General features: G+C 41.6%; 12 protein-coding genes. 4 read left to right on the top strand and 8 right to left on the bottom strand.

Going from position 1 to position 13,531, the window contains the following annotated elements:
• Complete coding sequence (locus tag B5X60_RS09495) at positions 1-966, top strand: AAA family ATPase (protein ID WP_079702459.1); 966 nt, start codon at positions 1-3, stop codon at positions 964-966.
• A gap of 91 nt (positions 967-1,057) precedes the next feature.
• Here B5X60_RS09495 and B5X60_RS09490 read toward each other — a convergent pair whose 3' ends face one another.
• Positions 1,058-1,372, bottom strand: a complete 315-nt coding sequence (locus B5X60_RS09490; RefSeq protein ID WP_079702458.1) for a phosphoribosylpyrophosphate synthetase — start codon at positions 1,370-1,372, stop codon at positions 1,058-1,060.
• A gap of 96 nt (positions 1,373-1,468) precedes the next feature.
• On the bottom strand, positions 1,469-2,335 hold the full coding sequence (locus B5X60_RS09485; RefSeq protein ID WP_079702457.1) for a Cif family virulence factor: 867 nt from the start codon (positions 2,333-2,335) through the stop codon (positions 1,469-1,471).
• Positions 2,336-2,450: 115 nt separating this feature from the next.
• On the opposite strand from B5X60_RS09485, the gene B5X60_RS09480 reads away from it, so the two are divergent.
• Entirely contained in the window at positions 2,451-3,119 is a 669-nt protein-coding gene (locus B5X60_RS09480; protein WP_079702456.1) for a hypothetical protein, read from the top strand.
• A 47-nt stretch (positions 3,120-3,166) separates the two neighbouring features.
• On the opposite strand, the gene cysS is transcribed toward B5X60_RS09480, so the two are convergent.
• The 6 genes from cysS to B5X60_RS09450 form a co-directional block, all read right to left on the bottom strand.
• Entirely contained in the window at positions 3,167-4,630 is a 1,464-nt protein-coding gene (cysS, locus tag B5X60_RS09475) for a cysteine--tRNA ligase (RefSeq protein WP_079702455.1), read from the bottom strand.
• Between the two features lie 46 nt (positions 4,631-4,676).
• Positions 4,677-5,798 (bottom strand): endonuclease/exonuclease/phosphatase family protein, encoded by a 1,122-nt coding sequence (locus B5X60_RS09470; RefSeq protein ID WP_079702454.1) that lies wholly within the window; start codon positions 5,796-5,798, stop codon positions 4,677-4,679.
• Complete coding sequence (locus B5X60_RS09465; protein WP_079702453.1) at positions 5,798-6,649, bottom strand: rhomboid family intramembrane serine protease; 852 nt, start codon at positions 6,647-6,649, stop codon at positions 5,798-5,800. Before B5X60_RS09465 ends, B5X60_RS09470 begins: the two co-directional genes overlap by 1 nt.
• Complete coding sequence (locus B5X60_RS09460) at positions 6,642-7,376, bottom strand: rhomboid family intramembrane serine protease (protein WP_079702452.1); 735 nt, start codon at positions 7,374-7,376, stop codon at positions 6,642-6,644. The genes B5X60_RS09465 and B5X60_RS09460 overlap by 8 nt, the downstream gene beginning before the upstream one ends.
• A gap of 14 nt (positions 7,377-7,390) precedes the next feature.
• Positions 7,391-9,244, bottom strand: a complete 1,854-nt coding sequence (gene mutL / locus B5X60_RS09455; RefSeq protein ID WP_079702451.1) for a DNA mismatch repair endonuclease MutL — start codon at positions 9,242-9,244, stop codon at positions 7,391-7,393.
• A gap of 161 nt (positions 9,245-9,405) precedes the next feature.
• Positions 9,406-10,389 (bottom strand): c-type cytochrome, encoded by a 984-nt coding sequence (locus B5X60_RS09450; protein WP_079702450.1) that lies wholly within the window; start codon positions 10,387-10,389, stop codon positions 9,406-9,408.
• Positions 10,390-10,566: 177 nt separating this feature from the next.
• On the opposite strand from B5X60_RS09450, the gene B5X60_RS09445 reads away from it, so the two are divergent.
• Entirely contained in the window at positions 10,567-12,195 is a 1,629-nt protein-coding gene (locus B5X60_RS09445; protein ID WP_079702449.1) for an amidohydrolase, read from the top strand.
• A complete protein-coding gene (locus tag B5X60_RS09440; RefSeq protein ID WP_079702448.1) occupies positions 12,192-13,529 on the top strand; it encodes a serine hydrolase domain-containing protein in 1,338 nt (445 codons plus the stop codon). The genes B5X60_RS09445 and B5X60_RS09440 overlap by 4 nt, the downstream gene beginning before the upstream one ends.
• The last annotated feature ends 2 nt before the right edge of the window (positions 13,530-13,531 follow it).

Raw genomic sequence — 13,531 nt, 5'->3', positions numbered from 1 at the left:
ATGAAGACTTACGCAACCGATGTAGAAGCCGTAGATGCATTACATAGTTCCTATAAAGAAATCAGAGACGAAATCGCACAGGTTATTGTCGGACAGGACGAGGTTGTTAAGTCAGTACTAATTTCGATATTTAGCAATGGACACTGCCTGCTTGTAGGTGTGCCGGGGTTGGCAAAGACACTCCTGGTGCAAACAGTTGCCCAGGTGCTTGATTTAAGCTACAATCGAATTCAGTTTACACCCGATCTGATGCCATCAGACATTATCGGATCTGAGATACTCGGTGAAGACAGGTCTTTCAAATTTATTAAAGGCCCGGTGTTTTCAAACATTATTCTTGCTGATGAGATAAACCGTACACCACCTAAAACGCAGGCAGCTTTACTTGAAGCCATGCAGGAGAAAGTAGTAACTGTAGGCGGTAAAACTCATAAACTTCCACAGCCATTTTTCGTCCTCGCAACACAAAACCCAATTGAACAGGAAGGAACATATCCCCTGCCTGAGGCACAACTGGACCGTTTTATGTTTAATGTATCGCTAACATATCCTACATTTGAGCAGGAGTTACAGGTTGTCAAAAATACGACAGCAAACCGTGATGTATCATTGAAGAAAGTATTGAATTCGTCGGAGATAAGCTATTTCCAGCAATTGGTGAGGAATATCCCAATCACTGATCATGTCCTTGAATACGCGGTCTCGCTAGCTGCAAAAACACGGCCCGGAACAAGCTCAGCTACCGATGATGTAAATAAGTTTTTAAGCTGGGGCGCAGGTCCCAGAGCGTCTCAGTTCCTGGTTCTTGGTGCAAAATGTCATGCAGCGATCACTGGTAAATATTCCCCGGACAAAGAGGATGTAAAGGCAGTTGCAGAGTCCATTCTACGGCACAGGATAGTCCGTAATTATAAAGCTGAAGCTGAAGGGATAAGTACAGAAAAGCTTATTAGTAACCTTCTTTAGTTATACGTAGTGTGTGTTACCTTACGCCCGAATAAAGACCGGATAAGCTTAGGATGCGATAGGCGGTGTGCAAACGCATATCAAAACTCCATTAGTTTTCTACGACTTCTATATTCGAAATAAAAGCGTTTTTATGTTCGTCGGCATAAGGACCGTACGCATCGATCATAATACCCTTGTGCCCATCCTTGCTTTCAATTGCATAGATGACTGAGTTATCTTCCGGATCGCTCATTCCCTCGAAGCGGTAATATTCGGTTATTTTAAGATCGCTGGCAGTAAATTTCTCGCCAATCTTATCGCAGAAAAGGCAGGCATTCTCATAGTTAAAATCGTAATCGTATCCTCTGCTGCGTAATCCGTCGACGGCTTCAAGGAGGTTTCGGTAGTTTTTGGGGCTGCTCATAGGAGTTTCAAATTGTAAGTTGAGAATTGAGATGTACTAATGTAACACTTCTGGCGCAATGAAAGAGACTTACAACCTACGACTTAAAACTTAGTTTCATTCAGCCGGTGAAAATAACTCCAATATAATATTCCATTTAAATCCTTCCTGCGACTCCCACACTCTTACATAGTTATATTTAGAAGTTTTATCATTCTGGGTAACCTGCGCAGACCCATAGCTATAAGCGAGGTCACTTCCAATAGAGCGGTCGGCATCAATTGGCTCACTAAAAATATTTACGTTTTTTTCTATCAAAAACTTGGTGATATTTTCTTTTCCAACGATCGGTTCGACACCCGGGAAAATTAGACGGGCATCATCGCCAAGGAAGGTATCATAGCCCAGGACAGTGCTTTTTTTAAGGGCACTTGCGAGGAGTTTATCGGATGCCATAATCATATCCTCACGCTGTTTTAACCTGGTTGGTGAAATTTGACGGAAAAATCTCACATTCTCCGGGTCAGTGAAATCGAGATTTGGCTCTTTGGAAGGTTTGGAATGTGGGGTTCCAATGTCCAGTGCAAGTTTCCACACGCCTTTGTTATTAGCACGCCAGACTGAGAAATATTGCCCGTATGATTTTGACCCATCAGTATTGGTCGTATACACATATGGCCCTGTGGTAAATCCCCAGGTACCACTTCTGGAAATTCTGGCAAAAGCAGGTTCCCAGCTAAGTACTCCCGGGTCGATCTGTTTTTTATCGTAGAACTCTTCGGCTTTTACAGGACTGGGTCTGAAGACGACTGTTTCTCTATCTGATACTTTAAGAAACCCTTCGCGCAGGCCTTCTTCCTTTACTATTGCTGCAAAATAATTCTCTGCCGCCACCAGTGAGCTGACCTTGCCATTAGTGGTTTGTCCAAAACAATTGGTAGTAATTATAACCGCCAGGGTAATTATAATATTGAACGATTTCATTTATTCCAAAATTTTATTCTCATAGACATTAATGATGCCATAATATTACGTCATCTTTTGGGTTTAAGTCTTTGTGGGTGTATATTTATCTACTTACCTTTTTAAACAAAATTCGATGTTAAAATTATTTTATTCGTCCATTATTTTCTGTTTCCTCTTCGCGACAAATATAAATTTCGCGTCTGCACAGTATACTGAAGATTTCAGAGCAAAGACGGTTCTCGAAAAAACTTATACTGATGTAAAAGGCAGCCCATATCTGTTGGATAATTGGTCGCTGGGAATTGTAAAAATGGCTTCAGGATCCAGCTACAAGGATATGTCTTTAAAATATGATCAAGTTACCGGGGAATTGATCTTCCAGGATAAATCCGGGAAAAGTCTCGGTTTTGCCGACCCGATCGCTGAGTTTAAAATTATAGGCAACAACAATGCTTTTAGAATATTCAGAAGCGGTTTTAAAGCTACTGATAATAATTCTGACAAATATTTTTATGAGGTACTTTATGATGGAGGTACAATACTATTAAAAGATCCCAAAAAGAATATCGTGGAACACCGAGCGTATAACTCTTCAACTGCAGTCAAATCCATTGTAGAAACCCCTGCCTATTATGTAGTGGTTAACGGACAGTTGATAAAATTCAAGAAAGACAAAAAAGCATTACTAGCGGCCCTGCCAAACTCCGACAAGCTTGAGTCATATATTCAGGATAATAAACTTAATGTTAAGGACGACACAGATCTGGCAAAGGTGGTTCTTTATTATGATAGCATTAAGTAAATGAAAGGTGAAAGGAGATATTTCACCTTTCATCCTTCCTCTTTCACCTAAATTTTATTCCAGGTCGTCACGTTCTCCTTATTATCCTTTAATTGAATTCCAAGAGAATTCAAACCAATCCGGATCTTATCAGATGTAGTGTAGTCCTTATTTGACTTAGCTTCAGAGCGCAGGCCGATAATAAAATCCATGAGCTTGCCCAGATCATCCGTCTGGTGATTTTCCTCTTTTAAGCCAAGCACGTCCAGCACAAAATCATTCATCAGTTTTTTCAGGCCATCAATGTCAGAGCTTGTTGCCGAAGCTTTACCATCATAAATGCTATTAATTAAATGGACGGCTTCAAATAGTTCTGCAATAAGTACCGGACTGTTGAAATCGTCATCCATAGCAGCATAACAACGTTTAGAAAGCTCACCGATCTCAATACTCGAATGGCTTGACGGAATCAATTTATCCAGAAGCCCATATGCATTCATAAGCCGCTTAAAACCCTTATCAGATGCCTCAAGAGCTTCATTGGAAAAATCCAAAGTACTCCTGTAGTGAGCCTGAAGCATAAAGAACCTGACCGACATTGGCGAGAATCCGCGGCTGAGCAACTCGTGGTTGCCGGAAAATAACTCGCCTGGTAAAAAGCCGTTGCCTTTCGATTTCGACATTCTGGCACCATTTACGGTAAGCATGTTTGTATGCATCCAATATTTTGCCGGCTGTACATGATTACAGGCTTGAGACTGTGCAATTTCATTCGTGTGGTGCGTAGCTGCCAGATCCATTCCTCCGCCGTGGATATCGAAGCTATCACCAAGATATTTACTGCTCATTGCAGAACATTCGATATGCCATCCCGGGAAGCCAACTCCCCAGGGCGAAGGCCATCTCATAATATGTTCGGGTTTAGCTTTAATCCAAAGGGCAAAATCCAGCCTGCCGCGTTTCTCATTCTGCCCGCCAAGTTCACGGGTGTTTTCAAGCAGATCATCAAGTTGCCTGTTAGTCAGAATTGTATAATTATATTCTTTGCAATATTTCTCGACATCAAAATAAACCGTGCCGTTTACTTCGTAAGCGTATCCATTTGCAAGAATTTGTTTTATCATCTCAATCTGCTCGATGATATGACCAGTAGCGGTGGGTTCAATTCCCGGAGGTAAAGAATTGAAAAGCCGCATCACATCATGAAAACCGATGGTGTATTTTTGTACAATTTCCATGGGTTCCAACTGCTCAAGTTTCGCTTTCTTAGCAAATTTATCATCACCCTCATCCATATCACCCTCAAGGTGACCGGCATCGGTAATGTTTCTTACATAACGAACTTTATAGCCCGAATGCATCAGGTAGCGGTAGATTAGGTCAAACGAAACAAAGGTCCGGCAATTACCCAAATGGACATCACTATAAACGGTTGGCCCGCAAACATACAAGCCAACTAAGGGCGGGTTTACGGGCTCGAACTTTTCTTTAGTTCGTGTGAGGGTATTATAAATGACCAGATTGCTATCCATGGTGCAAACTTAAATATTGAAAATCGATTTTTGAGATACTGATGGCTTATTTTAATTCCAAATCAGTTCTGACCGGATAGTGATCAGATAATTTTTTCTTTACGATCAAGTAGTTCTTGACTGTAAATTCGGGGGATGCGACGATATAATCAATTTGGAAGTTTGGGAATGCGCCATTGTAGGTTATTCCGAATCCGCTGCCCTTTTTGTCGAATCCGTTTTGTAAGCCTTTGAAAATAGTTCGTGCAGTATATGATATCGGGGTGTCGTTGAAGTCACCTGCAATTACGAATGGCGTTTTACAGCTGTCGGCATGTGAACGAAGTAATTTTACCTGATTAGCGCGTTTTATAAAAGCGTGTTTTAAACGGCTTCCAATCTTGACGGAAGATTCAACATCCGTGTCAATATCCTTTTTTACCTTTTTCAGATACTGATAATCTTCCGGCTGGAAACTTATGGATTGAAAGTGCACATTGTAAACCCGTATAATATTTTCTCCAACTCGTATATCTGCATAAACCGCTTCATTGCCCGTCATGGTTTTTGAAAACAGAACTTTTCCGGTATTTACGATTGGATATTTAGAGAATATGGCTGTGCCTATTGCTTCATAGCCATTATCGATGGTTGGTTTGAAAAAAAAATGTCTGCTTTGTAAAATCTCAGGTATAAGCTTCTTGAAATTGTATTCGCCACGTTGTCGGGTAAAGAATTCCTGAAAGCACAGCACGTCAGGCTGCTCTTTCCGGATAATATCCAGGATCTGGTCCTTAGTGAATTTATCGTTCTTGTCGCCGAATTGCTTGAAGTTGTGAACGTTGTACGTTAAAACGCGAATAAAGCTTTGCGACGACTTCGGTACCATGATGGCAGAACTTTCGCGGAAGCCAATGTAATTCGTCAAAACATTCCATCCGATAACAATACTCATGAATGAAAGGAGGGCATACATCGGGCGACTTACGAGCCAATAAATAATGAAAAGAATATTTACCAGTAAAATCGCCGGATACGCGAGGCCGAAAAATGCCACCGGCCAAAAGGTATTGGGATTGATATACGACGAAAGGTATGCGATCAGCAGGCAAATCACAGCTACAATATTTGCAGCAAGTATGAGTTTGTTAAATACGTTCAGGCCTGGTCGCTTCTTTATTTTGCGCATTATTTTTTGCTTGCTTTAAATAATTGCTCCTTCTCCAATTTTGTTAAACTATCATAACCGGACTGGGAAATCTTATCTAGGATACCATCAATAATTTCCTGATTTGGCATGTTGGCTGGTGCTGGCGGCGTGTTTTTATTTTTCACAACCTTAAGCTTGCTCCTGCGCTTAAGCACATTGCTAAGATCTCTGCCGCCCTTTAATTGCCGAATATAAATGAAACCCATAAAAGCACCGCCGATATGAGCAATGCTGCCTCCTGCATCCTGGGAGCTAATACCGATGATGTTAAGCACAAAGTATGCTAGCGCAAGGTATTTTAATTTTACACCCCCTAAGAACAGTAATCGGATGGTAAAATCCGGGACAAGTGTTGCTGCCGCAAATACAACCGCCATTACGCTGGCTGATGATCCCAGAAGGATTGATCGCTCAGCCGCTCCGCTAAATACAGGTATAAAATTGTAGGCAAGCAGATAGAATATGGCCCCCATAATACCGCCTGCGAGATAGGTGAAGATGAATTGCCGCTTGTTAAGAAAATCCAGAAAGATAATGCCCAACCAGTAAAGCCAAAGCATATTGAATAGCAAATGGAAAAATCCACTTTGCGTAAACATGTAAGTAATAATCGTCCAGAATTTATAAAGCAGCAATTCAAATGTTGCGGGCATTGAAAGCTGTAATTGCAGCCAGTTTGCTGCTGACCCGCTTCCATTAGTTAAGAACTCGCCGACCGCCAGCAGATTAATGGCCAGGAAAATAATAACATTCAGCCCAATAAAAAGATACAGAGGGCTTCCCGATTGGAATACTTTGTAATATAGTTCATTAAATACGGATCTATTCATAAAAACGATCGTTGCGGCGCAGGCCCCATAATTTTACTAAGATAAAACCAAATAAAGCTCCCCCCAAATGCGCGTAGTGCGCTACTGAGTCGCCTTCGATTTGCTTTACCCCCAGGAAAAGCTCCAATAATATATACGCTGGAACAATGTATTTAGCTTTAACAGGAACCGGAATAAACATGATCATTAACTCAACGTTCGGGAAAAGCATAACAAAAGCAATCAGTAGGCCAAATACTGCTCCCGATGCGCCAACCATAGACGAGAGGTATATCCCCAAAAGTTTGGTTGCCTGCTGAGGGTCCATTGAGTCAGGGAAACTGATCGTTCTTTTTGCACTATCGATTATGAAAGATCCGTCATTGACAATACTGCCGGTAATGCTATAAACCTCAAAAGCCTGCACAACCATCTGTAAAGCAAGCGCACCAAGGCCCGTAAGAAGGTAGAAGTTCAGGAACCGTTTCGAACCCATTACATACTCCAGAGCAGTTCCAAAGGAGTACAGTGCGAACATGTTGAACATAATGTGAAACAGCGATTCGTAACTATGCATAAACATATACGTCACCACTTGCCAGATTCGAAAGTCGGGGCTGTCAAAATAGTGCACTCCAAGCAGTGTGGTCATACCCTGGGCACCAAACATCATCATAGCGATATAGAAGATGACGTTTATTATAAGCAGGTTTTTGACGACCGGCGGGATATTAGCTAATGGATTCATAACTCAGCTTCAGGCTATTTCTCAAATCTTTGTATTAATTCTTCTAGTGTAAATGTACTTATTATGGGCCGTCCGCTAAGTGATATATTTGGCATTTCACATGCAAAAAGTTCGTCAATCAGCGTGTTCATTTCGTCAGAAGAAAGTGCAACACCTGATTTTATCGATGTGTTCCTGGCCAATGCACGGGCAAGACTGTCCCGCTTATTTAACTTTAATGCACTCTGATTATTTTTGAAACCTTCAATCAGGTGTTCCAGCATCGCCAGTTCACTAATATTGGGCCCGATATCGGCGGGAATACCTTCAATGATCAGCGTATTTTTGCCAAACTCCCTGATCTGGAATCCTAGCGACTGTATATCGGGTAAAAGATCTTTCACCAGTTCAAAGTCTGATCCATTTAAAGTTACCGTCTGCGGAAATAAGCTCTGCTGGCTGGCGCCCTGCCTGCTTTCCAGTTGCTGTGCAAAGCGTTCATAAAGAATGCGTTCGTGCGCCGACTGCTGGTCTATCAGCATAAATCCAGATTTGATCTGAGATATAATAAAACGATTATGCAGTTGAAATATTTGTTTGCTTGTCGCTTGGATATTCTGATCGCCAATTTCAATGTTACGATTTCCCGGAAGTTCAAAGGTCTTCTGTTTTGGATCAGGCTGAACGATCTCATATAAAGATCCCCAATTTTTGGTGACGCTTTTTCGTTCCTCTCCTGAATTTCTTAGAAAGGGTAACTCCCGTTCGTTTTTCGCTGCCGTGAAGGGGTTAAAATCAGGATTAAAGGCAATCTGCGGCGGAATGATATCCTCATGTGCTTTTTGTGTGATCATTTGACTAAACCCAGTCTCCTGATTAAAATCCAGGGTTGGACTGATATTATATTTGCCTAATGAACGCTTTACAGCAGAACGAATAATTGCATAAATAGCCTTCTCATCCTGGTATTTAATTTCTGTTTTTGTAGGATGAACATTGATATCTATTTTGGAAGGATCTATATCAATGAAAAGTACATATAGGGGAAAACTGTCGGGTGATAAAACTTCCTCATATGCATTGAGCACGGCGTGGTTAAGGTAGGGATCTCGGATATACCGGTTATTGACGAAGAAGAATTGTTCTCCGCGTGTTTTCTTCGCGAATTCGGGTTTACCAATGTACCCCTTTAATCCTATAATGCTCGTGGTCTCCTCAACGGGCACCAGCTTCTGGTTATAAGCATTTCCAAACAGATGAATCAGACGTTGTTTTAAACTTCCTGCAGGTAAATGATAGACTTCGTTACCATCGTGGTGAAGAGTAAAGAACACTTCAGGATTTGCTAATGCGACGCGCTGAAACTCGTCGTTAATATGGCGCATTTCCACGGGATTTCCTTTCAGGAAATTCCTCCTGGCTGGTGTATTATAAAATAAATTTTTGACACTTATACTGGTTCCAGGCATAGCAGAGACAGGCTCCTGGCTAATGATCTCGGATCCTTCTATTCTTATGCAGGTTCCAAGCTCATCTTCATACCGCCGGCTTTTCAGTTCTACTTGTGCAATAGCAGCGATCGACGCCATTGCTTCACCCCGGAATCCCATTGTCCTGATAGCAAAGAGGTCTTCTGCCTTACGGATCTTTGAAGTTGCGTGTCGTTCGAAGCACATGCGTGCATCAGTCATGCTCATCCCACAACCATTGTCAATTACCTGGATGAGAGATTTGCCGGCATCTTTGATGATGATCTGTATCTTATCAGCACCCGAATCAATTGCATTTTCAATCAGCTCCTTCAAAGCCGACGCTGGTCTTTGAACTACTTCTCCGGCAGCGATCTGATTCGCTACTGAATCAGGTAAAAGCTGTATAATATCAGACAAACTGTTCCTTTTCTTTATGATTGATCAATGAAAACTAAGCATATTGATGTAGGCCAGGCCCCGATTTCTCAATCACCAATTGCTTACATTTTTTCAAAGTCTAAAGATAAGGTGTTTTAATCTTTCGTACGGTGTAACTGGACAGGGATTTTCAACAATTATCACTCCCCACTAAACTTTGTAACCTGGTTTTTTACTGGTTTTACAGTTCTCAAATAAGCATAGATTGCTTTCAGATCCTCAGTTTTCATTGTTGTATAACGGGTCCAGGGCATTATAGTATTGAACTCTCCATCCTTAACTTCTATAGGTTTGTAAGCACTGTCAGAGTATATTTTAAACCGTTGCACGAAAGCTTCTTCGGTCCAGCTTCCAATGCCGGTTTCTTTATCCGGTGTGATGTTGGCTGAGCGGGCTGTTCCGCCACGAGGCATTTGAAATTCAAAACCTCCTGCTAAGTGCATTCCTTCAACGGGTGTCCCATCTATCTTTTTTGTATGACAGTCTCCGCACGATGCTGCCGTGAACATATAAGCACCATACTTAACCTGGTCTGCCGGGTCAGGAATTTTCGTAAATGCTGGTTTCTGAGGGATGGTATTTATAATGAAATTCATCGGGAAATCCGGATCCGATTCAGGTACCACATTTTCTATTGGGACAAGGGTTCTCAAGTAAGCGATGATAGAATACAGATCTTCACGGTCCAGCTTACCGAAATTTGGATGCGGCATCAAAGGGAATAAAGCTTTACCGTCTTTATTTACACCTGCGGCAACAGCTCGTAATATCTCACCGTCAGTCCAATTCTTCAATGCAAACGGAGTTATGTTTTTAGCATAGAATTTTCCGGGAAATCCAAATTCCTGATTAAATTCCTCGCCACCTTTGCCAATAGAACCCTCCACCAGCGGACCTGCAAATTTATTCCAATCTCTTTCTGAATGACAATCAGTGCAACTTGCCACACTGTTCGCGAGGTATGATCCCCGTTCAATTCGCGTTGGGGTGATTTCAACTTTTATATCTTCTGGTTCTCCTACATCAGGAAGCGCAAAACTTACATAGCTTAGAATACCTATAATTGCTACAATCAGGAATAAAACAAAGCATTTAACCCCGGATTTTATTTTCTGTTTAATCATAATTAGTTAATAAATTATTTTTTGACGCAATATTAGATTGGTTATTCGTTTAAATGTTACTGCCTAAGCAAAAAACATGGTAATAAATATAAATAATAAGCTTTGAATTAACTACTTCCGATTTTCTGTTTTTCTAATCTATATTTACATTTTATAACAGTCTATTGTCCCGTCCCTATGAAAAAAGCTTTAATATTTATTCTGCTTCCCTTGTTGTTTTCTTGTGCATCTCAGCAGAAAGCTGATCTGATTGTTCACAATGCGCTGGTCTATACCGTTGACGATAGCTTTTCCGTTGCCGAAGCTTTCGCGATCAAGGACGGGAAGATCATAGAAGTAGGAACTTCAGCTGAGTTGCTAAAGAAGTATTCTGGGGAAAAGATTGATGCTGAAGGTAAAGCGGTATATCCCGGATTTATCGATGGGCATGCTCATTTCTATAATTACGGGAGCGGGCTGCAAAATGCGGACCTTACAGGTACAAAAAGCTGGGAAGATATTTTAGTTAAACTCCAGGATTTTGCAAAGAATAATAAGAGTGAATGGATCGTTGGGAGAGGGTGGGATCAAAATGATTGGAAAGTTAAGGAGTTTCCGGATAACGAAAGACTTAACGAGCTTTTCCCTACCACACCTGTAATTTTATCACGTGTAGACGGCCATGCTGCGATAGCGAATAAGGCAGCATTAGATTTGGCCGGTATTAAACCCGGACAACTCGTGAGCGGAGGTGAGGTGGAAACTATTGGAGGGAAACTGACAGGGATACTGGTCGATAATGCAGTAGGATTAGTTTATTCTAAAATACCTGATCCAAATCAAAAGCAAGTGGAGGAATCACTTCTGGATGCCCAGAAAAACTGTTTCGCAGTCGGTTTGACAACCGTCACAGATTGCGGCATTGATCACCGGCTTATCCCGGTAATCGACACATTGCAGAAATCGGACCAGCTAAAAATGCGCATATATGGGATGCTGCATGATAATGAAGCGAATTTTGATTATTTGTTCAAGAATGGAGCCTTTAAATCTGAACGGTTAAATGTCAGTTCATTTAAGGTTTATGCTGATGGTGCACTCGGATCTCGTGGGGCCCGCCTACTGCAACCTTACAGTGATAAGCCGAATTCTTCAGGATTTCTTTTAAGTGATAAACAACACTATGCAGAGATAGCTCAAAAAATAGCTGATCAGGGTTTCCAAATGAATACACACGCTATTGGAGATTCTGCCAACCGTGAAATATTGAAGGTCTATGCAAAAGTTCTAAAAGGAAAGAACGACCGCCGTTGGAGGATCGAACACGCACAGGTTATAGATCAGGCAGATTTTAAGCTTTTCGGCGAGAATAATATTATTCCGTCAGTGCAAACTACTCATGCCACATCAGATATGTATTGGGCAGGCGATAGGTTGGGCCCGGACCGAGTAAAAGGTGCCTATGCATTTAAGCAATTGCTTGATCAGAACGGTTGGATCGTTTTAGGGACGGATTTCCCCGTGGAGGATATTAACCCGATGTATACGTTTTATGCTGCGGTAGTTAGGAAAGACATGAAGGGATTTCCTGCAAAAGGCTATCAGGTTGAAAATGCTCTCAGCCGGGAGGAAGCTTTGCGTGGAATGACCATTTGGGCAGCAAAAGGAAATTTTGAAGAAAAGGAAAAGGGCAGCATTGAAAAAGGAAAGTTTGCAGATTTTGTAATCCTCGATGAGGATATTATGAAGACAAACGCCGAAAAACTTTTCAACGTGAAGGTCCTTAAAACCTTTGTTAATGGTGAAGGGGTTTACTCCAGGAAATGAAGACCATTCTATTTCTTTTCAAGGTTAGCCTGTTGATCCTATTATTTGGTTCATCTTGTGTTCAGCCTTTTAAAAGCTCCGAAACTAGTCCAGTAAATAACGATCAGGCGCTGGATGGAAGAGGGCCTGAACCAGAAGCTGCAAGATTGAAAAGTTCACAGCCCGAGGAGGCCGGGGTAAACAGTACCGTTCTTAAGCAAATCGACAAAATAGCCAACGAAGCAATAAGAAAGAAAGCTGCCCCGAGTATTACAATAATGGTCATAAAGGATGCCCGGGTGGTCTTTGATAAAGCCTATGGCACGCATACCTACTCCGATCGAACTCCTACACAAACATCAGATATTTATGATCTTGCTTCGCTAACCAAAATCTCTGCAACCACTCTTGCAGCAATGCGCCTTTATGAATTGGGGAAGTTAGATCTTGACGCCAACGTCGGTCTATACCTCACCGAGGCACGAAATACGAACAAGAACCGTATACGTGTACGGGACCTTTTGCTGCATGAGGCTGGATTAGTACCACAAATTCCATTTCATTTGAGGATGTCACCCAGGGATTATAGCAGAGATTCTAGCTCGGCATATCCAACTAAGGTTTCTGATAATTATTTTCTTCGTAAAGGGTATTTCAGGGAAGTTATGTGGCCGGGGATGCTTAATTCACCCATTTCCGACCAGGGAAAATATGCTTACAGCGACCTAAGCATGTATATCCTTAAAGAAATTGTTGAAAGACAATCTGGGCAGAAACTTGAGAATTATGTTCAGGAGCATTTTTACCAGCCTTTGGGAATGTTGCACACAGGTTTTAATCCATTGAATCGTTTTACTGTGGGTCAGATCATCCCAACCGAGAATGATGTTGTCTTTCGGAAAAGTTTACTGAGGGGATATGTTCATGATGAAGGAGCAGCCCTGGCAGGAGGGGTTTCGGGCCATGCAGGCTTATTTTCAAATGCGGGTGATCTGGGAGTTCTGTTTCAAATGCTGATCAATCGTGGCAATTATAATGGTAAAAATTATTTTAAGCCAGAGACAGTGGATTTATTTACGACAAAACAATCACCCCTTAGCAGACGAGGTCTTGGGTTTGATCGCTGGGACCCTAATAGTAAATCAGGATTCCCATCAAAATTAGCCTCTCCCCAAACTTATGGGCATACTGGATTTACAGGGACTTGTGTCTGGGTAGATCCGAAATATAATCTTATTTACATATTTCTTTCCAACAGGGTACATCCAAACCGGTCCGACAAACTAATCCAGATGAATATTCGTGGGAGGATCCAGGATGTGATCTATGAAGCTATCGCTAAGAACAAGCAATAGTT

Origin of the sequence: Daejeonella lutea (assembly GCF_900168015.1) — a bacterium.
GTDB classification, from domain to species: domain Bacteria; phylum Bacteroidota; class Bacteroidia; order Sphingobacteriales; family Sphingobacteriaceae; genus Daejeonella; species Daejeonella lutea.
Note: the sequence above shows the minus strand (reverse complement) of the source record. Positions and strands in the feature narration are given on the sequence as shown.

What these genes read in the sequence shown, in the direction of transcription:
- B5X60_RS09470 (WP_079702454.1), bottom strand. Translation starts at nt 5,798, where the DNA reads ATGCGCAAAATAAAGAAGCGACCAGGCCTGAACGTATTTAACAAACTC.
- B5X60_RS09450 (WP_079702450.1), bottom strand. Translation starts at nt 10,389, where the DNA reads ATGATTAAACAGAAAATAAAATCCGGGGTTAAATGCTTTGTTTTATTC.
- B5X60_RS09495 (WP_079702459.1), top strand. Translation starts at nt 1, where the DNA reads ATGAAGACTTACGCAACCGATGTAGAAGCCGTAGATGCATTACATAGT.
- B5X60_RS09460 (WP_079702452.1), bottom strand. Translation starts at nt 7,376, where the DNA reads ATGAATCCATTAGCTAATATCCCGCCGGTCGTCAAAAACCTGCTTATA.
- B5X60_RS09490 (WP_079702458.1), bottom strand. Translation starts at nt 1,372, where the DNA reads ATGAGCAGCCCCAAAAACTACCGAAACCTCCTTGAAGCCGTCGACGGA.
- B5X60_RS09445 (WP_079702449.1), top strand. Translation starts at nt 10,567, where the DNA reads ATGAAAAAAGCTTTAATATTTATTCTGCTTCCCTTGTTGTTTTCTTGT.
- B5X60_RS09440 (WP_079702448.1), top strand. Translation starts at nt 12,192, where the DNA reads ATGAAGACCATTCTATTTCTTTTCAAGGTTAGCCTGTTGATCCTATTA.
- cysS (WP_079702455.1), bottom strand. Translation starts at nt 4,630, where the DNA reads ATGGATAGCAATCTGGTCATTTATAATACCCTCACACGAACTAAAGAA.
- B5X60_RS09465 (WP_079702453.1), bottom strand. Translation starts at nt 6,649, where the DNA reads ATGAATAGATCCGTATTTAATGAACTATATTACAAAGTATTCCAATCG.
- B5X60_RS09485 (WP_079702457.1), bottom strand. Translation starts at nt 2,335, where the DNA reads ATGAAATCGTTCAATATTATAATTACCCTGGCGGTTATAATTACTACC.
- B5X60_RS09480 (WP_079702456.1), top strand. Translation starts at nt 2,451, where the DNA reads ATGTTAAAATTATTTTATTCGTCCATTATTTTCTGTTTCCTCTTCGCG.